Origin of the sequence: Pseudomonas sp. EMN2, from assembly GCF_009650555.1 — a bacterium.
Lineage (GTDB): Bacteria > Pseudomonadota > Gammaproteobacteria > Pseudomonadales > Pseudomonadaceae > Aquipseudomonas > Aquipseudomonas sichuanensis.
Map to the genome: position 1 here is coordinate 18,329 of NZ_VZZR01000119.1, position 26,263 is coordinate 44,591.

A 26,263-nucleotide genomic window follows, 5' to 3' on the forward strand; every position below is an offset into this window, starting at 1 on the left:
TTCAACCCAGCTCGCGCGACATCAGCCAGTGTTCCTCGCCCCAGGCCTCGAAGCGCTCCAGCAGGCGCCAGCCGCGCTTTTGGTAATACGCCTGCTGATCGTGGGTATGCAGGTAAAGGGTCGAGATGCCGGTTTTGCGCGCCTGTTCACAGACGCCGTCGATCAGCCGCTCGGCCAGGCCCTGGCCACGCGCCTGCGCAGTGACGAACACGCAGGCCAGCCAAGGGCCGAGTTCGGGGCGCTCGGGCAGGTCGTCAGTGGCCAGCGCAGCGCTGCCCAGCAACTGGTCGCCGTCGAGGGCGATCAGGCAGCGCCACTGGCCATTGCGCTGGCCTTCGCTGAATGCCTTTTGCCAGTCGAGCAGGGGCAGGTCGGCGAATTCGTAGTGGAACTGCTGGTGCAGCCATAGCGCCAGGGTGTCGCTGTGCTGCATGTGGTTTTCGAGCCAATCCAGGCGGAGCATGGGCATTCCTTTCATCAAGTGAGGCCTTGTTGCAGGCCAGGAGTAGCGGCGCCGGGGCGCTCGCGTATGATGGCGCACTTTTTGGCCCGGGCGCCAATCCCAGGCCTGTTACCCCACGCGAACAAGGATAGGTACATGCGCGAGCGCAAATCGGCACGACTGCTGGTCATCAACCCAGCGCGACGGGTGTTGTTGTTCAGGTTCGTGCACACCCAGGGCGCGTTGGCCGGCGACGATTACTGGGCGACACCGGGCGGCGGGCTGGAGGCGGGCGAGAGCTTCGAGGCAGCGGCCATTCGCGAGTTGCGTGAAGAAACCGGCATCGTCATCGATGCGGTAGATGCGTCCATCGCCGAGCGTCGCTTCCCGCTGGTGCTGCCCAGCGGCGAAGAAGTGCTGTCGGTGGAGCGCTATTTCATCGTGCAGGTGGTGCAACGTGCGCTGTCCAATGCCGAATGGACTGCAAACGAGTGCGAAGTGATCGCCGACCATCGCTGGTGGTCGGCCGAGGAACTGCGGGCGACCACCGACACCGTATGGCCGCAATGGCTGGTTGGCAAACTGGAGGAAGAGGGCGTGTTTGCTTCGGCGCCGGAACTTATGCCAGCGCCGCAAACACCGACCCGGTAATCCGCTCGCTCAACAGCTCCAGCGCCCGCAGCCCCGCCAGCGAGTTGCCCGCGGCATTGAGCGCCGGTGACCATACGCAGATGCTGTAGCGCCCCGGCACCACCGCGACGATGCCGCCGCCCACGCCGCTCTTGCCAGGCAAACCCACCCGGTAGGCAAAGTTGCCGGCCTCGTCATACAGCCCGCTGGTGGCCATGATCGCGTTCACCTGCTGCGCCTGGCGTGCGCTCAGCACCTGCTCGCCGCTGTTGGGGCAAAGGCCGTTGTTGGCCAGGAAGGCGAAACCGCGTGCCACGTCGACGCAGCTCATCGACAGCGCGCAGTGGTGGAAGTAACTGCGCAGCACCGCGTCGACATCGTTGTGGAAGTTGCCGAAGGCCTGCATCAGGTAGGCCATGGCCGCGTTGCGCGCGCGGTGCTGGTATTCCGACTCGGCCACCACGCTGTCGCTGACGATCTTCGGGTTGGCGGCCAGGCGGCGGACGAAGTCGCGCATCGACAGGGTCGGGGTGGCGTAGCGTGACTGGTTGATGTCGCAGATCACCAGGGCGCCGGCGTTGATGAACGGGTTGCGCGGGCGGCCCTTTTCCACCTCCAGCTGCACCAGCGAATTGAACGCCTGCCCCGAGGGCTCGTAACCCAGCCGCGACCAGATGCCTTCGCCGCTGTGGTTGATCGCCTGGACCAGGCTGAACACCTTGGAGATGCTCTGGATCGAGAACGGCGTGTGCGCGTCACCCGCGCAGTGCAGCTGGCCGTCGAGGCCCTGCACGGCGATGCCCAGCTGGCGCGGTTCGACCTGGGCCAGGGCGGGGATGTATTGCGCCACCTGGCCTTGTTCGAGCAGGGGGCGGACGTGGTCGAGGATCTCTTGCAGAAGTGCTTGCATCGGGGCACCTGGGGCGAAAGGGCAGCGCTTGCGGGAAGTCCTGATAGACGCAGGCCAGAGGCGTCGGAGCACATCGATTGCATCAAACGCTGCCAGCCGCTAGAGTCTCGCCCCAGGCGTTCGCTGCGCCCGCGGTCCGCGCGAAGGGGTTGCCCAGGCACTGCACGCTTTCTTTACATTCCAGCTCCCGGCTTGTCGGCGGACCGAGCCCCACAAGGAGTTGGCATGCCCGCCATTCATGCATCCCGCCATCACGGCCTGATCGACCTGCCCGCCTTGCGCAAGCGCGCCAAGCGCCTGCTGAAAACCCTCGACGACGAAACCCGCGCCCAACTGCGCGCCCTTGGCTTGCCCGGGCCCGAGTACCGCCTGGCCGACACCCAGTGGCTGGTCGCCCGCGAAGCCGGCTTCCCCAGCTGGCCAAAGCTCAAGGCCCATGCCGATGCAGTCGATTTCGCCGCCCGTCACCCCGGTTTTGCCAGCGATGGCGAGGCCCAGGTGCAGCATTGGCGCTGCGGCAACGATATCGAGCACAGCCTGCGCATCGCCGGGTTTACTGGTGCTTTCCACATGTTCGACGACCCCATGGTCATGGGGCCGGTGCCGACGTTGCCGGAAGCGGCGTACTGGCAGATACGTACCGAGTATGTACTGCAGGCGTTCAAACTCCCGGCGCAGGACATCGAACAGCGCCAGGCCAGGCAGCGCGCTGCATTGGCGCAGTTGAACGGCGACAGCGAAATGGTGCTCTGGTGCGAAGCGGACGCCTACGACCAGTTGTTCCTGATTCGCGTACTGGCCAGCCTGCCGTGCCTGCCGCGCCGCCTGGAACTGATCGAAACCTGCCAGGTTCCCGGCGTGCAGCGTTTCATCGGTATCGGCCAACTGGCCCCTGATGTACTGGCATGGCTGTGGCCACAACGCCGTGCCCTCGGCGAGCCAGCCCTGGCCCTGGCGCGGCAGGCCTGGGCCGCCTACACCGCACCGGACCCGCGCGCCTGGGCGCAGCTCGCCAGCCGCCCGCATACGGCGCTGCCGTTGCTGCAAGGTGCGTTGGCGCGCCAGCTGCAGGAACTGCCCGGCGCCGAGGATGGCCTGAGCCTGACCGAGCGCTTGACCCTGCGCATCCTCGCGCGCCTGGGCGAGCAGCCGGCGGCGCGGGTGTTCGCCGAACTGATGGCGCACGAGGACCCACTGCCGTACCTGGGGGACATGATGTTCGGCGTGCTGCTGCGCCCGTTGATCGACAGCCCACGGCCGTTATTGCTCGAAGGCGAGGGCGACAACTGGCAACAACGTCCGTTACGTCTTACCGCGCTGGGTGAGCAGGTGCTGGGCAGGCAGGCCAACTGGCTTGACCAACAGCCGGCCGAGCGCTGGGTGGGCGGGGTGCGGATCGCTGCCGACCAGGCGCCCTGGGTGGTCAGCGAGGCGGGGCAGGTGTGGCAGCGATGAACACCTGAGTGCGCTGCGCCGCGCGTCGTCGTTTTCAAGCGCCGACGCCGCGGCAAAATGCGTCGCGAGCAGCAAACGTTTTCCCCTTGCATCGATTGTGGTTACTGCGCCGCTACGCGACTCCTTGTATCCTTGCCGGCGGCCAGGAATGCGCCTTGTGCCGTTGCCTGCAGGCAATGGCCGCCAGCTTGAGAATCCGGAATCTCCATCAGGTACTGACGTGAAGCGTGACATCCACCTCGTTGTGCTCTTGCTACTGGTTATTGGTTGTTCGCTGGCATCGCTGACCCTGTGGAAAGTCATGGCTTCCCGGGAGCGTGCGCTGGAGGAAGTAAACGTCCACGGGCTGAACCTGACCCAGGCCCTGTCGACCTATTCCGAAGGCATCGTGCGCCAGAGCTCGTTGCTGCTGCTGGGCCTGGTCGAACGCCTGGAGACCGAAGGCAGCGGCCCGGCGCAAGTCGAGCGGCTGAGAACCCTGGTGAGCCGTCAGCAGCCGCTGATGCCGCAGCTCAGCGGTGTCACCATCTACGACAAACAAGGCCGCTGGCTGATGTCGTCCAACCGGCCGATCCCGTCAGGTGCCAACAGCAGTGACCGGGCTTATTTCATCCATCACCGCGACGACCCTTCGCGCGAGCCCTTCATCGGCCTGCCGATCCGCAGCCGCTCCAACCAGGAATGGGTGATTACCATCAGCCGCCGTTTCAATGACGCCGATGGCGCCTTTGCCGGGGTGGTGGCGGTGACCCTGGGGGTGGAGAACTTCCTGCGTCTGTTCGGCAAGATCGATGTGGGGCAGGAAGGCGCGATCGGCCTGTCCTATACCGACGGCTCGATGCTGGTGCGCTATCCCTTCCGTGAGCAGGACATGGGGCGCAACTTCGCCAAGTCGCCGATCTATGCCAAGTACCTGGTGGAGCAATCCGTCGGCACTGCATCGTTCACCTCAAGCCTCGATGGCGTCGAGCGGTTGTATGCCTTCCGCAAGAATGACCGGCTGGGGCTGGTGACCACAGTCGCCGTGGGCAAGCACGAAGTGCTGGCGGCATGGACGCTCGAGGCACTGGTGTCGCTGCTGGTGGTGGCCGGCCTGCTGGGCCTGACAGGCGCCATCGGCTGGATGCTGATCCGCGATATCCGCCGCAGGACCGCCGTGGAGGGCGAACTGCGGGTCACCCAGCAACAGTTGCTGGACTCCAACCAGCAGCTCGAGCGCCTGGCGATGAACGATGCCCTGACCGGCCTTGCCAACCGCCGCTGTTTCGATGAAACCCTCGCGCTGGAAGTGCAGCGCGCCCAGCGCCAGGGCACCAGCCTTGCGCTGCTGATGATCGATATCGATTACTTCAAGTTGTACAACGATACCTACGGGCATGTTGCCGGCGACGCCTGCCTGCGCGAGGTCAGCCATGTGCTGCAGGCCTGCGTGCGGCGCGCCGGTGACCTGGTGGCGCGCTATGGCGGTGAGGAAATCGCCGTCATCCTGGCCAATACCGAGCGCGACGGGGCGGCGGCGGTGGCGCGGCATGTGCTCGAGCGGTTGAGCCAGCGAAACATCGTGCACCGCACCAGCCCCTTTGGGCAGGTTACCGTGAGCATCGGTATTGCCTCGGTGCCGGGGGCGCAACTGCAAAGCGGCCAGGCCTTGATCGACGCGGCTGACCAGGCGCTGTATGGCGCCAAGGGCGCCGGGCGCAACCAGCAGGCCTGTGCCTGACGCAGGCGAGCTGGACAGCATTTTCGGTATATGGTTGTATGTTGCAACTAATTACTGGCGAGGCTGACAGATGAATATCGACCCTTCATTGGTGGAGCAGATCCGTAGCGCTTCACGCACCATGGTTCGCGAGCTGGGCTTCATGGGCAACACCCTGGCGGGCACTGCCCATTCGCCCTCGGCGGTGCATGCGCTGCTGGAGCTCGGCAACCGTGGCGCGTTGACGGCAGCGCAGTTGGTGCAACTGCTGGGCCTGGAGAAGTCCAGCGTCAGCCGCATGGTCGCCAGGTTGATCGATGCCGAAGAGGTCGAAGAAGCCGCTGGCGAAGCAGACGGCCGTACCAAACGCCTCACCCTGACCGCCAAGGGCCAGCGCACGGTCGAGGCGATCCATGCCTTTGGCCAGGCCCAGGTCAGCAGCGCGCTTGCCGCGCTTGATACAGCGCAGCAACAGGGCGTGGCGCAAGGGCTGCAAGCCTATGCCCAGGCGCTGCAGGCTCATCGCCTGGGCACCGAGACAACGCCAGCCAGCGCGATCCAGATCAGTTGCGGTTATCGCCCGGGCCTGATCGGCCGCATTGCCGAAATGCATGGGGTGTATTACGCCCGACACTCAGGCTTCGGGTCGTACTTCGAGCGCAAGGTCGCCACTGGCGCGGCCGAGTTCATCGGGCGTCTGGATGATCCGCGCAATGGTATCTGGGTGGCCAGCCAAGGCCAGCGCATCGTCGGCTCGGTGGCCATTGATGGGCAGGGCCATGGTGACAACACCGCCCATCTGCGCTGGTTCATTCTGGACGACGGCTGCCGAGGTGCTGGCGTGGGCCGGCGCTTGCTCCACGAGGCCATGACGTTCTGCGACCAGCAGGGGTTCTCGGCCATCGAGCTCTGGACATTCAAGGGACTGGACGCGGCGCGGCGCCTGTATGAGTCGTTCGGCTTCGAACTCACCCACGAGGCACCCGGCGATCAATGGGGGGCGACGGTCATCGAGCAGCAGTTCGTGCGCCGGGTGGGGTAGTGCTTGCCTGCCATTGCGCTCACTTGCCGCTGACCATCCCAGTGCTCAAGCCCATGCGCACGATGCACTGGCCCGCTCTAGTACGGGGGCGAGCGTTTATCAGCAAGGTTCTGTAAGCTGCTGGCTTCACTCCCGCAGAGTCCTTGAAAATGGATGCTCACTCGATTCTTGCCTTCACCCTGGTTGCCGCGATCGCCATTGCCAGCCCAGGCCCCGCCACGCTGATGGCGATCAACAACAGCCTGGCCCACGGGCAACGCAGCGCGGTGTGGTCGTCGCTGGGCAACGCCAGCGGACTGTTCTGCCTGTCGGCGGCGGCGATGCTGGGCCTCGGCGCATTGCTGGCCAGCTCCGAATGGCTGTTCAACGCGGTGAAGATCCTCGGTGCCGGCTACCTGTTCTACCTGGGCGCCAAGCAGTTGCTGAAGAAAAGCCCGATGCTGGTGGACGGCCTCGAGGAGGGCGCGAAGAAGGCCAGCCCCACGCCCCGCAAGCTGTTCAAGTCGGCCTTCCTCACGGCGGTGACCAACCCCAAGGCGACCATGTTCTTCACGGCGCTGTTCCCGCAGTTCATCGACCAGGGCGCCGCGCTGCTGCCGCAGTTCCTGATCCTCACCAGCATCTTCATGGCGTTGTCGCTGACGTCGCTGAGCCTGTATGCCGCGCTCGCCACCCGAGCCAAAGGCGTGCTGACCCGGCCGGCGCTGTCGCGCTGGGTGAGCCGGGTGGTGGGGACGACCTTCATTGGTTTTGGTGCGGCGATCTTGACCATGCGCCGGCAGGGGGTGTGAGGCTCAGACCGGGGGCTGCGGCGCTGTATTGACGCCCTCCAGCGTGGCAAAGGAAATGTCCTTTGCCGTGAGCAGGAAATCACTCATGTAGGGCACTTCGAGCATGTCGCTGCGAACCGCCGCGTACAGCGTGGCGTGCAGGCCTTGCTCGCCCAGGCGCTTGGCAATCACGTAACCGCGCAAGGTGTACTCGTGCACCGCCCAGTTCGGCAGGCAGCAAACCCCACGGCCGCTGGCCACCAACTGCATCATCATGATGGTCATTTCTGCGGTGCGCACCTGGGCCGGCTCCACCTCGGCCGGTTCGATGAAACGGGTGAAGATGTCCAGGCGGTTGCGCTCGATCGGGTAGGTGATCAAGGTCTGGCTGGCGATGTCGGCAGGTTCCACATAGGGCTTTTCACGCAGGGCATGATGCTTGTCGATGGCCAGCATGGCCTCGTAGCCGAACAGCGGCACGTAGGTGATGCCTGGCAGGGGTAGGGGGTCGGAGGTCACCACGAGGTCGAGGTCGCCCCGCTCCAGTGCCGGCAGTGGCGCGAACGACAACCCCGATGCCAGGTCCAGTTCGACTTCTGGCCAGGCGCTGCGGAATTCGTCCAGCGAAGGCATCAGCCATTGGTAGCAGCTGTGGCACTCGATCGCGATATGCAGCCGGTCGGCCGTGCCGCCGGCCAGTTTGCCCAGGTTGCGTTCCGTCGTGCGGATCAGCGGCAGTACCTGGTCGGCCAGTTGCAGCAGCTTGAGGCCGGCGGTGGTAAAGCGCACCGGCTTGGACTTGCGCACGAACACGGGCATGCCGAGGCGGTTTTCCAGCTCGCGGAACTGGTGTGACAGCGCCGACTGCGTGAGGTGCAGGCGCTCGGCGGCGTCGGGCAGGCTGTCCGTTTCGCGCAAGGCATGCAGTGTACGAAGGTGTCTCAAGTCGATCATGAGCAGAAGGCAAAGCCTCAAGCCGCGCCAGGCGCGGCGAGGTTGCAATAGTTTCCTTTGAAATACAGCAGGGGTTGCGTAGCCGAGGCTTCATGCAGCTTCAACGCTTTCACTTCACCGATGACGATCAGGTGATCCCCGGCCGGGTGTTCGGCGTGAATCTGGCAATCGAGCCAGTGCAGGCTGCCGGCGATGACCGGGTTGCCCAAAGGCGACGCCTGCCATTGCACGCCATGCCACTTGTCCGTGCCTTTGCGGGCGAACTGGTTGGAAATCCCGACCTGCTCACCCGACAGAATGTTCACCGCGAAGCGGCCCGCCTGGCGAATACCGGGATAACTGGCCGAACTGGCCATCACGCTGAATGACACCAGCGGCGGGCTCATCGACACGCTGTAGAACGACTGGCAGGTGAAGCCGAGCGGCTCGCCATCGCTGAGTGAGGTGATGACCGTGATACCGGAGGCGTAGTGCCCGAGCGCTTCGCGAAAGCGCGAAGGCTCGATGGCTGTGGTGGAAAGTGACATGGTATGACCTGACGTTCACCTGCCCTCAGTTGGCCAGGAGTTCTCTGCGGACGATTTCTGCACCTGCGCTCAAGGCACTCAGCTTACCGCGGGCGACCTGGCGAGGCAGGGGGGCCATGCCACAGTTGGTGCACGGATAGAGCTTGTCGGCATCGACGAACTGAAGTGCCTTGCGCAGGGTATCGGCCACTTCCTCGGGTGTTTCGATGGCGTGGTTCGCCACGTCGATGGCGCCTACCATCACTTTCTTGCCGCGGATGAGCTCGATCAGGTCCATGGGGACATGCGAGTTGTGGCATTCCAGCGAGACGATATCGATGCTGGATTTTTGCAGTTTGGGGAAGGCCTCTTCATATTGCCGCCACTCCGACCCCAGGGTCTTTTTCCAGTCGGTGTTGGCCTTGATGCCATAGCCGTAGCAGATGTGCACGGCGGTTTCACATTTAAGGCCTTCAATGGCCCTTTCCAGGGTGGCGACCCCCCAGTCATTCACTTCGTCGAAGAACACATTGAATGCCGGTTCATCGAACTGGATGATGTCGACACCGGCAGCTTCCAGCTCCCTGGCTTCCTGGTTGAGAATCTTGGCGAATTCCCAGGCCAGTTTTTCGCGGCTTTTATAGTGGTTGTCGTACAGCGTATCGATCATGGTCATGGGCCCTGGCAGCGCCCATTTGATCGGCTGCCCGGTTTGCTGGCGCAAGAACTTGGCATCTTCGACAAACACTGGCTTTTGCCGAGCAACGGCACCCACCACCGTAGGTACGCTCGCGTCATAGCGATCACGGATGCGCACGGTTTCACGCTTCTCGAAATCGACGCCGCTCAGGTGCTCGATGAAGGTGGTTACAAAGTGCTGGCGGGTTTGTTCGCCGTCACTGACGATATCGATGTCGGCGTGCTGCTGCTCTTGCAATGACAAGCGCAAGGCATCCTGTTTGCCTTCGATCAATGCCTGATCTTGCAGTTTCCAGGGTGACCAGAGTGTCTCGGGTTGTGCCAGCCAGGAGGGCTTGGGCAAACTACCTGCCGTCGAGGTGGGTAACAGCTTTTTCATGAAGGATGACCTTGTATTTCCAATGCGTCAGGCAGCGTAGTTGGCGGACCACTGCTCGAGTATCGAGTGGTAGGGTTTGATGAAGTGTTCCTCGACAAAGCGTCCCTGTTCGATAGCCAGCCGGCTACGTTCCTCGCGGTCGTAGACAATGCGCGTCAGCGAATAGTCTTCATGCTTCAGGCTGGGTTGGTAGGATTTCCCTGCCGCAGAATTGGCATTGTAGATTTCGGGGCGGTAGATCTTCTGGAAGGTATCCATCGTGCTGATGGTGCTGATCAGCTCAAGGTTGCTGTAGTCACCGAGCAAGTCGCCTGAGAAGTAGAAAGCCAAAGGCGCCACACTGTTCGGCGGCATGAAGTAACGCACCTTCATGCCCATTTTGGCGAAGTACTCATCGGTCAAGGAGTATTCATCTTGCTGATATTCAGAACCCAGTACCGGGTGCTGGTTTTCAGTGCGATGGTAAGTCTTGCTGCTGGAAACGCTCAGGCAGATGACCGGCTGCTTGGCAAAGTGCTCTTTATAAGTTGTTGAGCTGACGAAGTGCTTGAACAACTTCCCGTGCAGTTCGCCAAAGTGCTCTGGCGTGCTGAACGCCGGCTGGTTTTTATTGTGCCCCAAGAGCAGCACGCTAAAATCGTAGTCGCGCACGTAAGACGAGAAGTTGTTCCCGACCATGCCGGCCATGCGCTCGCCGGTCTTTCGGTCGATTATCTGTGTTTTCAACAGTTCGATCAGCGGCAGGCCGTTCTCGGCGCTTTCAGCATCGATGGTCATTTCGACGGAAATGATTTCAAGCTCGACGCTGTAACGATCCCCATATGGATTGTCCCAGTGCGCCAAGGCGTTGAAGCGGTTGTCAATCATCCGCAGGGTGTTGCGCAAGTTCTGCTGACGGCTCGCACCTCTCGCCAAGTTGGCGAAATTGGTCGTGATACGGGTATTTTCGGAGGGCTGATAATTTTCGTCGAAGCGAATGCGCTTGATGGAAAATTCAAAGTCCGCGGTTACCATGGTCGGGGTCCCACTCAAATATTCATAAATACTGCAATTGATAGGTATTTTATGTGGCGGTACTAAGCGAGTGGAACTGAATTGATTTCACAAGCCCTTTAGTCATGCTCATGACCGCTGTGCTGCTCAATGCGACCGCAGCATGGGGCGATGGAATGAAAGGCGGCTTTGGGTCGATAACGCAGCTTGGAGTGGCCTTCTGGCGCCAGGGGTCGATACTTCTCTGTACAGACGTGCGCGCTGCGGGTTCCGCGCACTGCGGGAGGTGGTAGATGAACAAGTTATCGATTGTAGGTGCCGGCATGGTGGGCGAGGCGGCGGCCCAGGTCATTGCCCGGGCAGAATTGTGCCGCGAGTTGATGTTGATCGATGTGCAGGGCGAGCTGGCACAGGGCAAGGCGCTGGATGTCTGGCAGGCGGCCATCGAGTCAGGGTCCGATACCCGAGTGCTTGGCGGGTCCGATGCCCAGATGCTGCAAGGTTCCGACCTGGTGGTGATTACCGCGGGCGTGCCGCGCAAGCCAGGCCAATCGCGTCAGGATGTGCTGAGCATCAATTTGCCCATTCTCGACAGTATCCTGCTGGATATCCGGCGCCACGCACCGGCGGCGACCTTGCTGGTGGTGTCGAACCCAGTCGATGTGCTGACCTATCGAGCCTGGTCGCGCAGTGGGCTGGGGCGCGACAAGGTGTTCGGGCAGGCGGGAGTGCTGGATACCGCGCGCATGAAGTGTTTCATTGCCGAGGAAACCGGGTTTTGTGCTCGCGACATCACGGCGCTGGTGCTCGGCGGCCATGGCGATAGCATGGTGCCGTTGATGCGCTACTGCGCGGTCGGTTCGGTGCCTTTGTCGCAGTTCCTGTCAGCCGAGCAGATCGAGCGGATCGTGCAGCGCACCCGCCAGGGCGGCGGCGAGATTCTGGGCTTGAAGAAGCTGGGCAGCGCCTGCGATGCACCCGGTGTGGCCATCGCGCAGATGGTCGATGCCATCGCCCATGGGCGTAACCGCATTTTGCCGACGGTGGCGATCCTCGAGGGCGAGTACGGTCGAAAGGATATCGCGATGGGTGTGCCCTGTGTGCTGGCAGAAGCAGGGATCAAGCGCGTAATCGAGTTGCCCCTGGATGCGCAGGAGCAGGCGATGTTCGATCATTCTGCCGACCAGGTGGCGCGTGACATCGCAGAAATGAAAGCGATGTAGGCAGGTGAACGCATCGCCGCCCGGTCAGGCGCCTCCCTTGGCCTGCTGCTCCAGGTGCAACTGCAAGGTCGGATCGAGTTGCAGTGCGCTGGCCAGCTCGTCGAGGTAGGCCCGCTCTGCGTCCTGCTGGTCATCCACCAGCATCACGCTGGCCAGGTACATCTCTGCAGCCATGGCCGGGTCCCGAGCGGATTGAGCCACCTGCACGGCATCGAGCGGCCTGCTGACTTCTTCATCCAGCCATTGCTGAAGTTGCGGGTCGCTGGTCTGACGTTTGATTTCGGCGTAGATCAACTGTTCTTCCTGTTCGTCTATGCGACCGTCAGCCTTGGCGGCGGCAATCAGTGCGCGCAGGATGGCATGGCTGTGATCCTCGACCTCGGGGCCGGACAATTGATCGACGGTACGCAGCGCCTGTTGCGGGGCTGCCGCCTGGCTGCGCTGCCAGCTTTGATAAGCCTGGTACGCCATCATGCCCAACGACGCCAGGGCCGCGTAATTGGGGCCACCTGCGGAGCGCCCCTGGCCAGCGCTGCCGCCGCCACCCAACAGACCGCCCAGCAAACCACCAAGGCCGCCGCCGGCCGAACTGCCACCGCCGCCAAGCAGGCCGCCAAGCAAGCCACCCAAGCCACCCAGGCTGTCTTGCGATGAAGTGCCGCCGCTTCGTTGTTGCGCTTGCGAGCTTTGCCCGGCCCGGAGTAACTGTTCGAGCAGATCACTGGTGTTCATGGCGCCGGCCTCGGTTGGTAGTCGTTACCCAGAAAGCAACGATAGCCCTCTCAAGGCGATCTGCCATGACCGCCTGACCGATGGGAAACCCGGGGCAATGAAGGGCGTGGTGCAGGCAATCAGGATAACGGGCAAGTCGCTTGGCGCGCGGGTCAAGTGTTGCTGTTGCGCTGACGTGAACGTTGATAGCGGCTAAAGGCGATCTGTATCACTGCCGCCACCACACACAGCAGGCCAATTTTCAGCGTCGGGTCCATGGCGTAGTGTTCGCACACTTTGCCCACGGCAATCACGCTGACGAAAATGGCGATCGGTAACAACAGCTTTTGCATCCCATACTCCTGGCATCAAGCCTTCAAGACTTCTGTGTGGCGGGCGAGGGTAGCGCGTTGCCGACAAACAAGCAGCACTGCCGTCGCCGACGGTGCTCTGGGCCAGGTATGATGGCGTCTGCGTAATCAGCCCGAAACACCCGGACCCGCCAATGAACCGCCAGAAAAAGATCAAGCAACTCCTCAAAGCTCACGCGAAAAAAGCCAGTGCCAAGCTGGCGCCGCGCAAGCCCAAATACATCTGCAAGGCCGACCGGGCGAAGCTGGCTGCCGAAGCCGGTGCCGTGGCAGATGCCAGCGTCGAAAGCTGACTCGGTTTAGCGCACCCCATCGCGGGGCAAGCCCGCTCCTACGCTCACGCCTCAGAGCGCCATCACCATCTCATGCCAGGCCATGCCGCCATGGTCGGAAGCCGAAGGCTTGACGTAGCGGTAGCCCATGCGCGCATACAGCTCGACATGGCGCTCCTTGCACATCAGGTGAATGGTGCGCTTGCCCATCCCCTGCATGCGCTCGACGAAGGTGCGCATCATCAGGCTGGCGTAGCCTTTGCCCTGGTGCGCCGGGTCGATCACCACCGACATGATCACGGCGTTGGGTGCCGCGCTGTCATGGCCGACCAGTTCCTTGAACGCCTCGTCGGACATCACCACTTCATGGGCGCAGCCACAGTTGATGAAACCGATCACTTCACCTGCCAGTTCCATGATCAGGAAGCCTTGCGGGTACTGGGCGATGCGCGTGGCGATCTTCTCGTGCGTCGCGGCTTCGTCGCCTTCATAGGCGCTGATTTCGATCTCGAAGCAACGGTCGACGTCGGCAGGGGTGGCGGTGCGGAAGGCGGGGAGGGGCATGGCGATCTCAGGTAAAGAGTTGGAGGCCGCCATGATAGAAAATGCAGCGGGAGGGTGCTGCATTGTTTTTTCAGCCATTACGGGTATGCAGCGCCTGCGCCTGGCCCAGACGGTACTGGTTGTCGCCGCTGCGCTTGGCTTCGTACATCGCCAGGTCGGCAACGTGGATCAGTTGGTCGCGGGTCTGCCCGTGATCGGGGAAGAGGGCGATGCCCAGGCTGACGCCGACCCGCCGCAAGCTGTCGCCCAGGCGGATGGGGGCGTCCAGCGGCGACAGCAACCTCTGCGCGATCGCCCGAGCCTCGTCCTCGGGGGCGCGCTCGGCCGACAGGCCTTCCAGCACGGTGACGAACTCGTCGCCACTCAGGCGCGCCACGCTGTCCGAGTTGCGCAGCGCCTCGTGCAGGCGGGCCGCAGTGGCCTGCAGCACCTGATCGCCCGCCGCGTGGCCAAGGCTGTCGTTGATCGCCTTGAAACCGTTGAGGTCAATGAACACCAGTGCAACACGGCTTTGGCTGCGCCGGGCCAAGGCCAGGGCGCCCTCCAGGCGCTCCTCGAACACCAGGCGGTTGGGCAGGCCGGTCAGCGGGTCATGGTGTGCCAGGCGGTGCAATTGGTTGGCCCAGGCCTTCTCCTCGGTGATATCACGCACCACGCCCATCATCTTGATGGGCGTGCCAAGCTCGTCCTTGATCACGTTGCCGGTCTCGCGCAGCCAGTGCAGCGTACCGTCCGGCCAGACCACTCGATACTCCTCGTCGTGGTTCTCGCCGGTTTCGATGCAGCGCAATTCGCCGGCGCGCACATGGGCGCGATCGTCCGGATGAACCGCGTTGCAGAACAGTTCGTAGCTCGGTTTCACTTCGTCGACCGAATAGCCGAACATGCCGTAGATGGCATCGGACCAGTACAGGCGGTTGGTGTCGATGTCCCAGTCCCAGGTACCGATACGGGCGAAATACTGGCTGCGCTGGAAACGTTCGGCCTCGGCCAGGATCGGGCGGATCAGCAGCCATTGCCTGGCATTGGCCTTGCCTTGCTGGCTGATGTAGAGCGCGCGTGGCTGGCCATCGTCGCCCGTGACCTGTACCGAGCCGGCTGGCGTGGCCAACTGCGGTAGGTGCTGCCGCAGGCGCAGGCCCAGCAGTGGCGTGCTGGTACAGCCTAGCAGTTCGGTCGCGGCCGGATTGTGCCAGCACACTCGGCCATCACGGGCCAGCTGCACCATGCCCACGTCCAACTCCGCCAGCAGGGTGCGGTGCTGCTGGCGCTGGCTGTGCAGCTCCCACAGCAGCGCCAGGTTGGGCAGGGTGGCGAGCAGGATGACGAACAGGGTAATCATCGGGCAGCGGCTGATCCTGGAGGCTAAAAAATAGCTGCATTATGCCCATCTGATGATGGCAGTTCGCCAACAAATATCATGAACCCTGTTTTCGCCGCTTGCCACGGATGCTCCAGAAGGCGAGCCAAGCCGAGTGCTCGCTTCTGCCAAGATCCAGCTACACCGGATTGCCCGCCGGAAGTTGCGCCGCATCGATATTGCACATTGCATCGCGCAACTTCCCGATCAGCGACTGCCGCTGCAACGGTTCCCATTGGGCAATATCGTTCTTGCGTGCCACTTCATGCCCCTGGGCAAAGGGCTGGGAGAAATACACCCGGCCGAACTGCGCCATTTCGTCCCGCTCGCAGTTGATCACCCGGGTCGCCCGCGAACTGCGGATTACCGGAGGTTTATCGCTGGGGGCGGGTGCGAGGTAGTTGTTGATCAGGTAGAACTGGCGCAAATTCCGATTGCCCTTGTACAGGGCGATGGAATCGGCGTCGAAGTAGGTTGCCAGTTCGGCGTCCGCCAGCAGTTTGAACATGCCTTTCGGGGGCGTGGCCGGTGCTTCGGCCACGGCTTTCTGCGGCACGGTGCCGTGGGCGCATCCGCCCAGCAGCAATACGGCGGCCAGGCATAGCAGGCGCTTCATCGTGCAGTGCCTTGCGCCACATCCGGGCGTTCCTGCTGCAACAGACGCTCATCGACGCTGCCCTGCAACGAACAGAGCAAGCGGGTCTTGCCGTCCTCGACGCTGAGCATCAGGAGCTTTTCTGCAGAGCCTGCCGCCGGAGCGATGCCCTCGGCAGCGGAGGTATTGTCCTGCCAGGCGGAATTGGCGTTCAGCTTGATCCGTGGTCTGGAAATGAAGTACTCACCAGCCTCCTGCCAGTTGGCCTGCGGCAACTTGGCCATGACTTGCTCGCGGCTGGCATCGATTTCGAAACCCCAGAAGTAGTAAGTGCCTTGCTCGCCCAGGTCCATGACCCGGTCGTAGTAGCTGGTCAGGCGCAGGCCCTGGTCGTCGACAGCAGGGGTGAAGTGCTGGAACGCGGTGTCGAAGTCGCGGCGGTCCGACACCGGCAGCCAGGCCACGCCGCGCTGATCGTCTCGGGTCAGCTTGACGGTCTTGCCCAGGTCGGCACGCTGGGAATACAGCTGTTTGAAGAATGACGGCTCACACGAGAGCAGGCTTTCGCTGAGGCCGCTGGCCAGTGCATTGGCGGAACACATGCCGAGGAGAAGGGGCAGAAGGGCTTTGCTGCGGGAGAAGGATAGAAGGCGACGCATGTCCATTGCTGGGAGATTCCTGGTGAGGTGAAAGGACGCGATCTTAATAGCGTCAGGACGTTGTTACAAATTCAAAGGAGTGGGAAAGGAGGCCGCTGGTAAAGGGTGTTTATGCACAATCAGCCTTGGTTATCGAGCCCACGAACATAACAGAATTGATCTGATAATCGTTATCATTTATGGTGCCGTCCTCGCCCCGGAGGACACCCGTGATTAACGACGATCTGAGCCAGGTCTATGCCGAGCACAACGGATGGCTCAAGCAATGGCTGTACCGCCGGCTGGGCTGCTCGGCCCAGGCCGCCGACCTGGCCCAGGACACCTTCCTGCGGTTGCTCCAGGCCCAGCAGAAAACCGGCGCCAGCCTCAGCCTGCAAAAGCCCCGTGCCTACCTGGCAACGGTGAGCCGCCGCCTGGTGTACGACCATTTCCGCCGCCAGTCCCTGGAGCGCGCCTATCTGGACATGCTTGCGCAAATGCCCGAGCTGCTGGCGCTGTCCGCCGAAGAACTGTGGGCCATGCGCGAAACCTTGCAGCAACTCGATGCGCTGCTCGACACCTTCAAGCCGATGGTGCGTTCGGTGTTCCTGCTGGTGCAGCTGGAGGGCCTGACTTACGTCGAGGTGGCGCGCCGCCTGGGTATCGGAGAACGGACCGTGAAACGGCACATGGCCTGCGCACTGCAAGCCTGCATCCTGTTCGATGAAGACGACTGATGGCCGGCAATTCCACCCGCATCAGCCCTGAGGTGGCCCGGCAAGCGGCCCACTGGCACATGCTGATGCTCGACGACGGCGTTAGCCCGGCACAACGTGACGCCTGCGCCTGCTGGCGCGCGGCCGCCCCCGAGCATGAGCGGGCCTGGCAGAAGGCGCAGCGGGTGCAGGCGCAACTGGGCCTGCTGCCACACCGGCTGGCCATGGGCACGCTGGACCGTGAGCGCCGGCAGGTACTCCGGCAACTGCTGGCGCTGGCGATCGTCGCGCCGCTTGGCTACCTGGGCTATCGCCAGCTGACGCCGCAAGCGGCCTACGCCACCCAGGTTGGCCAACACAGACAGTTGACGCTGGCCGATGGCACCCTGCTGGACCTGAACACCGACACCCGCGTCGATGTCGACTTCGACAACGATCAGCGCCTGATCACCCTGCGCGGGGGCGAGATCCTGGTCGACAGCGGGCCCGACGCCAGCAGCCTGCGCCACCGGCCATTGCGCGTTGTCAGCGCGCAAGGCCTGATGGAGGCCTTGGGCACCCGCTTCGTGGTCCGCCAACGCGAAGGTTGCACGCAATTGAGCGTACTCCAGGGCCAGGTGCTGGTGATGCCGGCTGATGGCGCGCGGCAAACCCTCGAAGCCGGCCAGCAGATCACCTTCGACGGCCAAGGCCGAGGTGCGTTGGGCGTCGCGCGCGAGCAGGACAGTCAGTGGGTCCGCGGCCAGTTGGTTGTCGAGGGTATGCCGCTGCGGGTGTTTCTGGATGAGCTGGGGCGCTATCGACCGGGCTGGCTGAGGTGCCAGGCCGATGTGGCGCACCTGCTGATCAGCGGCGTTTTCCAGCTGGAGAACACCGACGCGATCCTGGCCGCGCTGCCAGCAACCTTGCCGGTGCAAGTCGATTTCCGCACGCGCTATTGGGTCACCGTCACAACACGCGAATAAGAATTGGCCCGATTACCCAACTCGTCAGTCCTTAACTGTGGAACTGCCACACATACAAGGACAATTTCTCAATGATCCGCGCTGCATCACCGGTCTCGACGACCGCATTCACATTCGCCAGGCCACGCCCCTTGAACGCTCGCCGGGTACTTGCGCTGAGCGCCTTGGCCATTGCCTTGCAGGGCGTCGGCGTATCTGCCTTGGCTGCCCCCGTCCAGGCCTCCCACGCCTACAGCATCGCTTCCGGTAGCCTGGCCCAGGTGCTGGCGCGGTTTGCCAGTGAAGGTGGGATCACCCTGCAGTACACCTCGCAATTGACCCACGGCCTTTCCAGCCCCGGCCTGCAAGGGCAGTACGGCATCGAGGACGGATTCCAGCAACTGCTGGCCGGTAGCGGGCTGCGGGCCGTACGACGCGGGGATGGCGTCTACGGCCTGGAGCCGCTGCCGCTGAACGCCACGTCCGGGGGCACCGCGTTGAACCTGGAACCGCTGAACATCACCGGCCGCCAGGACTCGGCAACCACCGAGGACACCGGCAGCTACACCAGCAACGCCGTCACCATTGGTAAGTCCACCCATCGCCTCAAGGACATCCCGCAGTCTGTCAGCGTGGTCACGCGCAAGGCGATGGACGACCAGCGCCTCGACACCCTCGACCAGGTGCTGGAGAAAACCACCGGCGTCACCACCTACCAGAGCCCGTCCGGCGGCAAGTACATCTACTCGCGCGGTTTCGAGGTGGAAACCATCCAGTACGACGGCGTGCCGCTCGACCGCCGCTACTACGCCATCGGCAGCAGCTTCACCTCCGACACCTTGCTGTACGACCGCGTGGAAGTGCTGCGTGGGGCCAACGGCCTGCTGCAGGGCAGCGGCAACCCCGGTGCGGCCATCAACCTGGTGCGCAAGCGGCCAAAAGCCGAGCCATCGCTTTCCGTCACTGCCAGCGCTGGCTCCTGGGACACCTATCGGCAAACGCTGGACGCCAGCGCGCCGCTGACCGCTGACGGCAGGTTGCGCGGGCGCCTGGTGGCCGGCCACGAAAACCGCGACTACTTCTACGACACCGCAGAAAGTCGCAAGAACGTGCTCTACGGCATTGTCGAATACGACCTGAGCGATGCCACTACCCTGGCTGCCGGCGCCAGCGTCGAAGACCTGCACTCGGTGCCGTTCTTCAGCGGCCTGCCGCGCAACAAGGACGGTAGCGCGATCTACGCGGGGCGCTCCACTTTCACTGGCGCCGACTGGAACAAGTGGAACAACAAGCAGACTACCTACTTCGCCGATATCACCCATGACTTCAACCAAGACTGGCGCCTGAAGGCCTCCGGCAGCTACATCCGCGAAACCAACGACATTCTCTACAGCTTCGGCCGCGGCGCCGTCGACCCGGCAACCGGCAACGGCATGCAGTCGCGTGCTTACCTTTACGATTTCGAAAACATCAACCAGGGCGCCGACATCAACCTCACCGGCAAGTGGCGGGCCTTCGGCCTCGAGCACGAGGTGGTGATGGGCGCCAACGCCAGTGACCTGAAGACCGACGACTTGCAGGGCGGCCTGCTCAACCTTGGGCCGATCAACCTCTACAACCCGGTGTCGCCCCGTGAGCCGAGCATGGAAGAACTGCTGGGCACCACCTACGCCGGTAGTTCCCACGGCAAGATTCGCCAGAACGGCTTCTACAGCGTGGTGCGCTACAAGCTGACCGAGCCGCTGACCCTGGTACTGGGCGGGCGCGTCAGCAACTACCAGTACGACTACGAGCTCAGCCGGTTCACCACCAAGTCACCTGATCCGGCCCACGCCAAGCACACCGGCGAATTCACCCCGTACGGCGGCCTCATCTACGCGCTGAACGAGCAATGGTCGGCCTACGTCAGCTATGCCGACATCTTCAAGCCGCAGACCGAGCTCAGCGAAGACGTCGCCACGCTCAAGCCCATCGAAGGCACCAACTACGAGGTCGGCCTCAAAGGCGAGTTGCTCGATGGCCGGGTGAACACCAGCTTTGCGTTGTTCCGCGTGGATCAGCAAAACCGTGCCCAATACGACTACAACTCGGTGTGCGGGCAGAAGGGTGAGAGCAACTGCTATGTGGCCGGTGGCAAGGTCCGCGCCGAGGGCTTCGACGCCGAGATCAGCGGTGAAGTGCTGACCGGCCTGCAGCTGTTCGCGGGCTATACCTACACCTCGACCAAGTTCCTCAACGACCCGGGTGACGGCACCACGGCCTCCGGTGCCACCTTCAACAGCTATACGCCGCGCCATCTGCTGCGCTTCTGGGGTGACTACAACCTGCCCGGTGACCTGGCCCCCTGGACCTTCGGTGCGGGCGCCAACATCCAGAGCAGGAACTACAACACCAACTTCGGCGGTACCGGTGGGGTAGGCGACATCGAGCAAGCAGGCTATGCCATCTGGAACGCCCGTCTGGCCTACCAGATCAACCGCAACTTCAGCGTCGCGCTGAACGGCAACAACCTGTTCGACAAGAAATACTATTCCTCTATCGGTTGGCTGAACGCCAGCAACCAGTATGGTGAGCCGCGCAATTACACGGTGACCTTGAAGGCTGATTTCTGAGGCCGATTGCCTGCATGAGCGCCTTGGGCTCTGTACGAAAAGTATGGTCATCCATCGTTGTGGGAGCGGGCTTGCCCCGCGATCTGTCGCAACGCGGCAGCAGAGCCTGAACTCACGACGTCTTTGACACTGTTTGATATCGAGTACAGGAGTGCTTCGCACTCCATCGCGGGGCAAGCCCGCTCCCACAAAATTTTTCGTACAAGGCCTAGCCAACCTGGGCCAGTGCGACACAGCGCCGTGCGAGCACATCGGTAGGGTCGACCAAGGCCACACGGGTGGTAGCGATCAGGTAGTCATCGGCCTGCGCAAGCATCAGCGGCAACTCTGTGCAGCCGAGGATCAATACCCTGGCACCTCGCTGCACAAGGTGCGCCGCGGCCGTGAGCAGATCGTCCTTGCACTGGCCGCTGGTGTACCCGGCTTTGACGCCCTGCGTGCCGTAGATCGAGCGCATCACCAGCGCCTGCGCAGGCTCATCAGGCACCATCAGGTCCAGGCCGGCCCGTTCTGCCGCGGCGTGGTACACCCGGCTTTGCAGGGTGCCGGAAGTCGCCAGCAGGCCGACTTGCCTGGAGGTCCCGTACGCCTGCTGAATGAACGTGATGGTTTCCGTCAGCATGTTGATGATCGGGATCTGCAGATGCCCCTGGATACGTTCGACATAGGCATGCGCGGTGTTGCAGGGAATGGCGATGGCCTTGGCGCCTTCGCATTCCAGGCGCTTGCAGGTCGCGTACATGGCCACTGTCGGGTCCGTTTCCTGATGCAGCAGGTTGGCCGTTCGGTCGGGTATCTGGGGGTTCTGCTCGACCACCATCTTGATGTGCTCCTGGTCCCTGCTGGCCTTCGTGTTCTTGACCACCTTGGCCATGAAGTCCACGGTCGCCGCCGGGCCGACCCCGCCGACAATGCCCAGTTTGAACGCCAGGGTGGCGCGTGCCGATTCGCTGGACGTCGCGTAGTCGGCATACACCTGGTTTACATCGATACAGCGCAGGCCGCGCCGGTGCAGGTCAGCCACCACCAGGGAAATTTCAGTCATGCCCGGCAGCAGCAGGTGTGCCCCTTGGTTGTTCAGGTCCAGGCAGGCCTGGTGAAGCCGCTCCAGCGCAACCCCATCGAAGTGACCGGCCTTGATGCCGGCGGGGCCGTATACAGCCTCCATCAGCGCTGCCTGGTTAGCCGGCGATGGATACACCAGCTCGAAGTCAGCACCGAAGTGCTGCTCGAACAAGCCCGCAGCGCGGACGTAGTCCGAGGCCAGCACACCGAGGCGGGCGCCCGGTTCAGTCACCTGGGCCAGGTGCTGCTTCAGTGCAGTCATCAGGTCGACGATCGGGATGTCCAGTTCCGCTTTCAGCTCATCCATGAACGTCTGGCTGGCGAAGCACGGAACCAGTACTGCATCCGCCTCGCTGTCGGTAAAGCCCTGACAGGCCTGGAACACGTACAGCTTGCGCGAGGTCATGTTGGCGTCAGCGCACAGGGGCAGCGACAGGTCCTTGAAGGGGTGTTGTTCGAACAGCAAGTGATAGCGGCCCTGATCGGCAAGCACAGGCGCACTTTTGAGCAACTTGAGAAACAAGTCCCCTCCCGCCAGCGAACCCAGGCCGCCAATGATGCCAAGCGTACGAGCGGATTGATGTTTTCTTGAAGGTTTCATGTTCAGTTCAACCAGGCAGTGAATGGGAGCGGGGATGGATCAGGCGTTCTGTGGGCGGATGTCGGCGGTGTGTGCTTGAGGGGTGTCGCCGTGCTTGCTCTCCAGGTTGGCAATCACTGCCGTGGCAATGCTGTTACCCACAACGTTGGTGGCGGTGCGGCCCATGTCCAGGAACTGATCGATCGCCAGGATCAACAGCAGCCCAGCTTCCGGCAGGTGGAACATGGGCAGGGTAGCCGCGACAACCACCACCGAAGCACGGGCAACGCCGGCCATGCCTTTGCTGGTGATCATCAGGGTCAGCAGGATGAGCAGTTGCTGGGTAAACGACAGGTCGACGTTGTAGGCCTGGGCGATGAACATGATCGCGAAGGCCTGATACATCATCGAACCGTCCAGGTTGAAGGAATAACCCAGCGGCAGGACGAAGCTTGAGACGCGCTTGGGTGCACCGAATTTCTCCAGCGCATCGATGGTCTTAGGGTAGGCCGACTCGCTGCTGGCCGTGGAAAACGCCAGCAATACCGGTTCACGGATCAGCTTGCCGAGCGTGAACACCGGGCGGCCGAGGAAAACGTAGCCGACCGCGAACAGCGCAAGCCAGAGCAGCAGGATGCCGATGTAGAACTGGCCGATCAGCTTGCCGTAATCGAACAGCAGGCCGATGCCTTGGGTGGTGACCGCGGCGGCGAGGGCGGCGAATACACCGACAGGGGCAAACATCATTACGTAGTCGGTGATGCGGAACATCACCTTGGCCAGGTCGTCGACCAGGTCGCCGATTTTCTCGTTGCCCTGTTTCTTCACGTAGGCCAGTGCCAGGCCGAAGAACAGTGAGAACACCACGATTTGCAGGATCTCGTTGTTGGCCATGGCTTCGGCAATGCTGCGCGGGAAGACATGGCTGATGAATGTCTTGAGGCTGAAATCACCGGCGTTGACGGTCACCGCGCTGGCCGCCTGGGCCTGCGGGATACTCAGGTTGAGGTCAGCTCCGGGCTGGAAAACATTCACCAGCAACATGCCCAGGGCCAGCGAGAACAGCGAGGCACAGACGAACCAGATCATCGAACGCAGGCCGATGCGGCCTACCGAGCCGGAGTTGCCCAGGCTGCTGATGCCGGCCACCAAGGTGGCGAACACCAAGGGCGCGATGATCATCTTGATCATGCGCAGGAAGATGTCGGTGACCAGGCTGAAGTAGCCGGCGATCTCCTTGGCCGAATCAGGGCTGGCCGCGAAGGTGTTGCAACCCCAGCCGACGACGATGCCAAGCAGGATTGCCACGGCGATGTATTTGGGTAGTTTCTTGTTGTTCATCTCGACCTCATTGTTTTTGGGCGCGTCGAAGCTCGTCCGGCGCTGCAGTTGCAGCGGCGGGCCAGGTGTCGGGTCAGTCAGCGATGGGCGATCGGGCAGGCTTCGACGGCGGCCAGTGGAGACTGAAACCGACCATGCAAAGGGCTGCGAAGGGTGTTCATGGCTGCTTCGTTCCAGCCAACGCGTTCAGACTACGCCCAGTGCTTGGATGAGTTGATGAGGAAGCGCGATAGTTTGATGCGTTAATTTCATAGTTGTTGAAGAGCGCTCAAAGTCGTCTAAAACATTGCATCAGGCAGTTAAGATTGCTTATCTCCGAATTTGGTTCTGGCTCACTATTCAAGGCTGGCCTGGAGTGGTGCTCTGAACAGTGCAAAGCTTTCAGGGAAATGCTGTTGCCGACCGAGTCAACGTCGAACATTTGCCCGAGCCTGCCATGCAAACCAAGTGGATAGATGACCTGCTAGCGGTCGCCGAAACCAAGAACTTCTCCCGTGCCGCCGAGATCCGCTGTATCACCCAGTCAGCGTTGTCACGGCGGATCAAATCGCTCGAGGAGTGGGTCGGCGTCGACCTTGTCGACCGCGGTACCTACCCGGTGCAATTGACCAAGGCCGGCCAGATCTTCTGCAGCGAAGGGCGCGAAGCCCTGTCGGCCTTCATGGACCTGCGCTCCTCCTTGCGCCGCGGCGAGCGCATGCCTGGGCGCTCGATCCAGGTGATCGCCGGCCATACGCTGTCGATGACCTTCGTGCCGAAATGGTTCGCCGGGTTTCAGCGGCGCTATGGCTATTTCAATGCCCGGGTGCTGGCGGCCAACGTGCAGGAAGCGGTGATTGCCCTGGCGGAGGGGGGCTGCGACCTGATGATCGGCTACAGCCACCCACGCGCGCCGATCGTGCTCGACCCGGACAAGTTCATCGGCTTGCGCCTGGGCCTTGATGCGTTCTTTCCGGTCTCTGCCCCCGACGCCCAAGGCCGGCCGTTGTTCGAGCTGCCAGGTAATCCCGAGCAACCCATTCCCTATCTTGCATACACCGCAACGTCGTTCCTCGGGCGTGTGGTCGACGTGATTATTCAGGCTGAACAACGCCAGCCCGGGCTCAACCGTTTTTACGAAGCCGACATGGCCATGCACTTGTTGCGCATGGCGCGCGAGGGCTACGGCATCACCTGGGTCCCTGAATCGGCGGTGGAAGAGGAGCTTGCCGCGGGCAGGCTGGTGTGCGCAGGCGGGCCTGAGTGGTCTGCGCAGCTGGAGATCTGGTCGTTTCGCGCCATCGGCAATACCAACCAGACGATGCTGGACTTGTGGAAGTCGCTGGAGATGGACACGCGCTGAAGGCCCGGCGCATGGGGCGCTGTATGAAACAAATGCAGCCGGTCTGTATCTATCGATGTGTGCTGCGCAGCGGTAAGTTCGAGGCCCTCATCAAAAGGAGTCGAACATGCAACTGACCGCCATCCCCTTCGGCACTACCGACTGGTCGCAGATCGAGCCTGTCGCGCATCCCGGCGAGGTGGGCACTGCGTACTGGCGTACCTGCCAGTTCGGCAGCATCCGTGTGCGAGTGGTGGAGTACAGCGCCGGCTACATCGCCGATCATTGGTGCAGCAAGGGCCATATCCTGCTGTGCCTGGAGGGCCAGCTGGACACCGAACTGGACGATGGCCGGCGCTTCACGCTGAAGGCCGGCATGAGCTATCAGGTCGGCGACAATGCCGAGGCGCATCGCTCATCCACCTTGTTCGGGGCCAAGTTGTTCATCGTGGATTGAAGGGTTGCTGGCTGTTGTATGGCGAGCGTGGCTTCGAATACGCGAACCTGTTCTGCAACCCCGATGGTGACAGCGCCTTGGCGCCCGGACGGTTCGCGCGCCGGGTCGAGATGGTTGCACAGGTTGCCGGAATCGAGCGGCACAGGCTCCTGCAATGGGGGCTTGCGTGGGCAGGGTTGTCGGCTATCTGGATGCTTGAAGACGGAATCGAGCCGGGCAGTAAGCTTGAGGTGGCGAAACTGGCGGCTTCGGCGTTGGGTAGAGGGGAGTAGGGCTTGCGTTCAGCGATCCGCGAGCTACTGAGTCCTACATGAATGAATCTGAATTTCCCTATTTCAGGTAGTCCATTTCCGAAGCACCCTTAGCCCGCTTTTGCACCATCGCAGTGGCGACTAGGCTCGCCCGGTCGTTGCAAATTCAACGACCGGGTCTGCAAGCCTGCGCGGTATTACGATGGTGCTCACCATGAGCTTCGGCGCTTCGCCGTGGGTCTCGTTTTATGGTGGCTACGTGCGGGTGACCTTTGGTCAGCCGGGTTTTCGCCTCGTAATGCCCCGGTCTTGCAGGCCCGTACGTAGCTGCCACCCTTTACCTGCAAGTGAAGGGCAGGCAGCCTGACTTCCGCATTACGAGGTGTTTATGCTCAAGATCGTCCCCGATCCACCCCAAACCACCGATTCCCCTCACTCCCTCGAAGACACCCTGGTCAACGCCACCGAGTACCTGATGTGCGCCCTGGCCGTCGCCCTCCATGCCTTCAGCACACTGCCCAAGTCACCCGCCACGATGATGCTGCTGACCGTGGTGCACGAGCTCGATGCTACCCGCACACTGCTGGAGTCGGCGTTAGCGCAGGTGCAGATGAGGGCGCGAGCACAGGTGGACACGCGGCACTAGGCGCAAGGCTTTGCGATCCGCTGTCATTGAGCCCAAAAGCAATCTTTGTGGGAGCGGGTTTATCGAGGCGTCGAACCGCCGCGAACACCGGCACAGCCGGTGCCATCCACCGCGGCG

General features: G+C 62.5%; 28 protein-coding genes. 14 read left to right on the top strand and 14 right to left on the bottom strand.

The genetic code is table 11. The features are described from left to right. Position 1: 1 nt before the first annotated feature. Positions 2 to 463, bottom strand: a complete 462-nt coding sequence (locus F6X61_RS25935; RefSeq protein WP_153789150.1) for a GNAT family N-acetyltransferase — start codon at positions 461 to 463, stop codon at positions 2 to 4. 135 nt (positions 464 to 598) lie between these two features. Here F6X61_RS25935 and F6X61_RS25940 point away from each other — a divergent pair, with 135 nt between their 5' ends. Further along, positions 599 to 1,093, top strand: coding sequence for an NUDIX hydrolase (locus F6X61_RS25940; RefSeq protein ID WP_153789151.1), 495 nt, complete (start codon positions 599 to 601; stop codon positions 1,091 to 1,093). Here the strand turns inward: F6X61_RS25940 and glsB are convergent. Continuing rightward, positions 1,062 to 1,982 (bottom strand): glutaminase B, encoded by a 921-nt coding sequence (gene glsB / locus F6X61_RS25945; protein WP_153789152.1) that lies wholly within the window; start codon positions 1,980 to 1,982, stop codon positions 1,062 to 1,064. The two genes, F6X61_RS25940 and glsB, sit on opposite strands and share 32 nt — an antisense overlap. A 225-nt stretch (positions 1,983 to 2,207) precedes the next feature. Between glsB and F6X61_RS25950 the strand changes: the two genes are divergently transcribed. From F6X61_RS25950 to F6X61_RS25965, 4 genes are all read left to right on the top strand, one after another. Continuing rightward, positions 2,208 to 3,437, top strand: a complete 1,230-nt coding sequence (locus tag F6X61_RS25950) for a DUF1835 domain-containing protein (RefSeq protein ID WP_153789153.1) — start codon at positions 2,208 to 2,210, stop codon at positions 3,435 to 3,437. 220 nt (positions 3,438 to 3,657) lie between these two features. After that, positions 3,658 to 5,157 carry a sensor domain-containing diguanylate cyclase gene (locus tag F6X61_RS25955; RefSeq protein ID WP_153789154.1) on the top strand — a complete coding sequence of 500 codons (1,500 nt, stop codon included), beginning with the start codon at positions 3,658 to 3,660 and terminating at the stop codon, positions 5,155 to 5,157. Positions 5,158 to 5,227: 70 nt separating this feature from the next. Beyond that, a complete protein-coding gene (locus F6X61_RS25960; RefSeq protein WP_153789155.1) occupies positions 5,228 to 6,178 on the top strand; it encodes a bifunctional helix-turn-helix transcriptional regulator/GNAT family N-acetyltransferase in 951 nt (316 codons plus the stop codon). Positions 6,179 to 6,327: 149 nt separating this feature from the next. Continuing rightward, positions 6,328 to 6,969, top strand: coding sequence for a LysE family translocator (locus F6X61_RS25965; protein ID WP_153789156.1), 642 nt, complete (start codon positions 6,328 to 6,330; stop codon positions 6,967 to 6,969). Between the two features lie 3 nt (positions 6,970 to 6,972). Here the strand turns inward: F6X61_RS25965 and F6X61_RS25970 are convergent, their stop codons facing one another. From F6X61_RS25970 to F6X61_RS25985, 4 genes are read right to left on the bottom strand one after another with little or no spacing between them, the layout of a single operon-like run. Then, positions 6,973 to 7,902, bottom strand: a complete 930-nt coding sequence (locus F6X61_RS25970) for a LysR family transcriptional regulator (RefSeq protein WP_153789157.1) — start codon at positions 7,900 to 7,902, stop codon at positions 6,973 to 6,975. 17 nt (positions 7,903 to 7,919) lie between these two features. Further along, on the bottom strand, positions 7,920 to 8,429 hold the full coding sequence (locus F6X61_RS25975; protein ID WP_153789158.1) for a flavin reductase family protein: 510 nt from the start codon (positions 8,427 to 8,429) through the stop codon (positions 7,920 to 7,922). 25 nt (positions 8,430 to 8,454) lie between these two features. Next, on the bottom strand, positions 8,455 to 9,486 hold the full coding sequence (locus F6X61_RS25980; RefSeq protein ID WP_153789159.1) for a methionine synthase: 1,032 nt from the start codon (positions 9,484 to 9,486) through the stop codon (positions 8,455 to 8,457). Positions 9,487 to 9,513: 27 nt separating this feature from the next. Beyond that, positions 9,514 to 10,500: a DUF1852 domain-containing protein gene (locus F6X61_RS25985; RefSeq protein ID WP_153789160.1), complete on the bottom strand. Its 987-nt coding sequence runs from the start codon at positions 10,498 to 10,500 to the stop codon at positions 9,514 to 9,516. A 272-nt stretch (positions 10,501 to 10,772) separates the two neighbouring features. Between F6X61_RS25985 and F6X61_RS25990 the strand changes: the two genes are divergently transcribed. Further along, positions 10,773 to 11,702: a malate dehydrogenase gene (locus F6X61_RS25990; RefSeq protein ID WP_153789161.1), complete on the top strand. Its 930-nt coding sequence runs from the start codon at positions 10,773 to 10,775 to the stop codon at positions 11,700 to 11,702. A 24-nt stretch (positions 11,703 to 11,726) separates the two neighbouring features. On the opposite strand, the gene F6X61_RS25995 is transcribed toward F6X61_RS25990, so the two are convergent. Together F6X61_RS25995 and F6X61_RS26000 are read right to left on the bottom strand one after the other, a co-directional pair. Further along, entirely contained in the window at positions 11,727 to 12,434 is a 708-nt protein-coding gene (locus tag F6X61_RS25995) for a tellurite resistance TerB family protein (RefSeq protein ID WP_153789162.1), read from the bottom strand. Positions 12,435 to 12,586: 152 nt separating this feature from the next. After that, positions 12,587 to 12,766 (bottom strand): hypothetical protein, encoded by a 180-nt coding sequence (locus F6X61_RS26000; RefSeq protein WP_153789163.1) that lies wholly within the window; start codon positions 12,764 to 12,766, stop codon positions 12,587 to 12,589. A gap of 152 nt (positions 12,767 to 12,918) precedes the next feature. Here F6X61_RS26000 and F6X61_RS26005 point away from each other — a divergent pair, with 152 nt between their 5' ends. Beyond that, positions 12,919 to 13,077: a DUF2986 domain-containing protein gene (locus F6X61_RS26005; RefSeq protein WP_153789164.1), complete on the top strand. Its 159-nt coding sequence runs from the start codon at positions 12,919 to 12,921 to the stop codon at positions 13,075 to 13,077. Positions 13,078 to 13,128: 51 nt separating this feature from the next. On the opposite strand, the gene F6X61_RS26010 is transcribed toward F6X61_RS26005, so the two are convergent. From F6X61_RS26010 to F6X61_RS26025, 4 genes are all read right to left on the bottom strand, one after another. Next, a complete protein-coding gene (locus F6X61_RS26010) occupies positions 13,129 to 13,620 on the bottom strand; it encodes a GNAT family N-acetyltransferase (RefSeq protein ID WP_153789165.1) in 492 nt (163 codons plus the stop codon). A gap of 70 nt (positions 13,621 to 13,690) precedes the next feature. Next, positions 13,691 to 14,962 (bottom strand): sensor domain-containing diguanylate cyclase, encoded by a 1,272-nt coding sequence (locus F6X61_RS26015; RefSeq protein WP_256671434.1) that lies wholly within the window; start codon positions 14,960 to 14,962, stop codon positions 13,691 to 13,693. A gap of 157 nt (positions 14,963 to 15,119) precedes the next feature. Next, positions 15,120 to 15,596 (bottom strand): surface-adhesin E family protein, encoded by a 477-nt coding sequence (locus F6X61_RS26020; RefSeq protein ID WP_153789166.1) that lies wholly within the window; start codon positions 15,594 to 15,596, stop codon positions 15,120 to 15,122. Continuing rightward, positions 15,593 to 16,240, bottom strand: coding sequence for a hypothetical protein (locus F6X61_RS26025; protein WP_153789167.1), 648 nt, complete (start codon positions 16,238 to 16,240; stop codon positions 15,593 to 15,595). Before F6X61_RS26025 ends, F6X61_RS26020 begins: the two co-directional genes overlap by 4 nt. 173 nt (positions 16,241 to 16,413) lie before the next feature. On the opposite strand from F6X61_RS26025, the gene F6X61_RS26030 reads away from it, so the two are divergent. The 3 genes from F6X61_RS26030 (at position 16,414) to F6X61_RS26040 (ending at position 20,485) form a co-directional block, all read left to right on the top strand. Next, complete coding sequence (locus F6X61_RS26030; protein ID WP_218575554.1) at positions 16,414 to 16,950, top strand: sigma-70 family RNA polymerase sigma factor; 537 nt, start codon at positions 16,414 to 16,416, stop codon at positions 16,948 to 16,950. Next, on the top strand, positions 16,950 to 17,894 hold the full coding sequence (locus tag F6X61_RS26035; RefSeq protein WP_153789169.1) for a FecR domain-containing protein: 945 nt from the start codon (positions 16,950 to 16,952) through the stop codon (positions 17,892 to 17,894). The genes F6X61_RS26030 and F6X61_RS26035 overlap by 1 nt, the downstream gene beginning before the upstream one ends. A gap of 131 nt (positions 17,895 to 18,025) precedes the next feature. Further along, positions 18,026 to 20,485, top strand: a complete 2,460-nt coding sequence (locus F6X61_RS26040) for a TonB-dependent receptor (protein ID WP_256671435.1) — start codon at positions 18,026 to 18,028, stop codon at positions 20,483 to 20,485. 208 nt (positions 20,486 to 20,693) lie between these two features. Here F6X61_RS26040 and F6X61_RS26045 read toward each other — a convergent pair whose 3' ends face one another. Together F6X61_RS26045 and F6X61_RS26050 are read right to left on the bottom strand one after the other, a co-directional pair. Further along, complete coding sequence (locus tag F6X61_RS26045; RefSeq protein WP_153789171.1) at positions 20,694 to 22,151, bottom strand: aspartate/glutamate racemase family protein; 1,458 nt, start codon at positions 22,149 to 22,151, stop codon at positions 20,694 to 20,696. Positions 22,152 to 22,190: 39 nt separating this feature from the next. Further along, positions 22,191 to 23,471, bottom strand: coding sequence for a dicarboxylate/amino acid:cation symporter (locus tag F6X61_RS26050; RefSeq protein ID WP_153789172.1), 1,281 nt, complete (start codon positions 23,469 to 23,471; stop codon positions 22,191 to 22,193). Positions 23,472 to 23,907: 436 nt separating this feature from the next. Here F6X61_RS26050 and F6X61_RS26055 point away from each other — a divergent pair, with 436 nt between their 5' ends. From F6X61_RS26055 to F6X61_RS26065, 4 genes are all read left to right on the top strand, one after another. Further along, positions 23,908 to 24,813 carry a LysR substrate-binding domain-containing protein gene (locus F6X61_RS26055; RefSeq protein WP_153789173.1) on the top strand — a complete coding sequence of 302 codons (906 nt, stop codon included), beginning with the start codon at positions 23,908 to 23,910 and terminating at the stop codon, positions 24,811 to 24,813. Positions 24,814 to 24,919: 106 nt separating this feature from the next. Then, positions 24,920 to 25,249, top strand: a complete 330-nt coding sequence (locus F6X61_RS27075) for a DHCW motif cupin fold protein (protein ID WP_178125892.1) — start codon at positions 24,920 to 24,922, stop codon at positions 25,247 to 25,249. Between the two features lie 14 nt (positions 25,250 to 25,263). Further along, positions 25,264 to 25,521, top strand: coding sequence for an aminoglycoside phosphotransferase family protein (locus F6X61_RS27080; protein WP_256671436.1), 258 nt, complete (start codon positions 25,264 to 25,266; stop codon positions 25,519 to 25,521). Positions 25,522 to 25,888: 367 nt separating this feature from the next. Continuing rightward, entirely contained in the window at positions 25,889 to 26,146 is a 258-nt protein-coding gene (locus F6X61_RS26065) for a hypothetical protein (protein ID WP_153789174.1), read from the top strand. Positions 26,147 to 26,263: the final 117 nt, after the last annotated feature.

Excerpts from the sequence above, each read along its gene's own strand:
- F6X61_RS25935 (WP_153789150.1), bottom strand. The coding sequence starts at position 463 with ATGCTCCGCCTGGATTGGCTCGAAAACCACATGCAGCACAGCGACACC.
- F6X61_RS25940 (WP_153789151.1), top strand. The coding sequence starts at position 599 with ATGCGCGAGCGCAAATCGGCACGACTGCTGGTCATCAACCCAGCGCGA.
- glsB (WP_153789152.1), bottom strand. The coding sequence starts at position 1,982 with ATGCAAGCACTTCTGCAAGAGATCCTCGACCACGTCCGCCCCCTGCTC.
- F6X61_RS25950 (WP_153789153.1), top strand. The coding sequence starts at position 2,208 with ATGCCCGCCATTCATGCATCCCGCCATCACGGCCTGATCGACCTGCCC.
- F6X61_RS25960 (WP_153789155.1), top strand. The coding sequence starts at position 5,228 with ATGAATATCGACCCTTCATTGGTGGAGCAGATCCGTAGCGCTTCACGC.
- F6X61_RS25965 (WP_153789156.1), top strand. The coding sequence starts at position 6,328 with ATGGATGCTCACTCGATTCTTGCCTTCACCCTGGTTGCCGCGATCGCC.
- F6X61_RS25970 (WP_153789157.1), bottom strand. The coding sequence starts at position 7,902 with ATGATCGACTTGAGACACCTTCGTACACTGCATGCCTTGCGCGAAACG.
- F6X61_RS25975 (WP_153789158.1), bottom strand. The coding sequence starts at position 8,429 with ATGTCACTTTCCACCACAGCCATCGAGCCTTCGCGCTTTCGCGAAGCG.
- F6X61_RS25980 (WP_153789159.1), bottom strand. The coding sequence starts at position 9,486 with ATGAAAAAGCTGTTACCCACCTCGACGGCAGGTAGTTTGCCCAAGCCC.
- F6X61_RS25985 (WP_153789160.1), bottom strand. The coding sequence starts at position 10,500 with ATGGTAACCGCGGACTTTGAATTTTCCATCAAGCGCATTCGCTTCGAC.
- F6X61_RS25990 (WP_153789161.1), top strand. The coding sequence starts at position 10,773 with ATGAACAAGTTATCGATTGTAGGTGCCGGCATGGTGGGCGAGGCGGCG.
- F6X61_RS25995 (WP_153789162.1), bottom strand. The coding sequence starts at position 12,434 with ATGAACACCAGTGATCTGCTCGAACAGTTACTCCGGGCCGGGCAAAGC.
- F6X61_RS26000 (WP_153789163.1), bottom strand. The coding sequence starts at position 12,766 with ATGCAAAAGCTGTTGTTACCGATCGCCATTTTCGTCAGCGTGATTGCC.
- F6X61_RS26005 (WP_153789164.1), top strand. The coding sequence starts at position 12,919 with ATGAACCGCCAGAAAAAGATCAAGCAACTCCTCAAAGCTCACGCGAAA.
- F6X61_RS26010 (WP_153789165.1), bottom strand. The coding sequence starts at position 13,620 with ATGCCCCTCCCCGCCTTCCGCACCGCCACCCCTGCCGACGTCGACCGT.
- F6X61_RS26015 (WP_256671434.1), bottom strand. The coding sequence starts at position 14,962 with ATGATTACCCTGTTCGTCATCCTGCTCGCCACCCTGCCCAACCTGGCG.
- F6X61_RS26020 (WP_153789166.1), bottom strand. The coding sequence starts at position 15,596 with ATGAAGCGCCTGCTATGCCTGGCCGCCGTATTGCTGCTGGGCGGATGC.
- F6X61_RS26025 (WP_153789167.1), bottom strand. The coding sequence starts at position 16,240 with ATGGACATGCGTCGCCTTCTATCCTTCTCCCGCAGCAAAGCCCTTCTG.
- F6X61_RS26030 (WP_218575554.1), top strand. The coding sequence starts at position 16,414 with ATGGTGCCGTCCTCGCCCCGGAGGACACCCGTGATTAACGACGATCTG.
- F6X61_RS26035 (WP_153789169.1), top strand. The coding sequence starts at position 16,950 with ATGGCCGGCAATTCCACCCGCATCAGCCCTGAGGTGGCCCGGCAAGCG.
- F6X61_RS26045 (WP_153789171.1), bottom strand. The coding sequence starts at position 22,151 with ATGAAACCTTCAAGAAAACATCAATCCGCTCGTACGCTTGGCATCATT.
- F6X61_RS26050 (WP_153789172.1), bottom strand. The coding sequence starts at position 23,471 with ATGAACAACAAGAAACTACCCAAATACATCGCCGTGGCAATCCTGCTT.
- F6X61_RS26055 (WP_153789173.1), top strand. The coding sequence starts at position 23,908 with ATGCAAACCAAGTGGATAGATGACCTGCTAGCGGTCGCCGAAACCAAG.
- F6X61_RS27075 (WP_178125892.1), top strand. The coding sequence starts at position 24,920 with ATGCAACTGACCGCCATCCCCTTCGGCACTACCGACTGGTCGCAGATC.
- F6X61_RS26065 (WP_153789174.1), top strand. The coding sequence starts at position 25,889 with ATGCTCAAGATCGTCCCCGATCCACCCCAAACCACCGATTCCCCTCAC.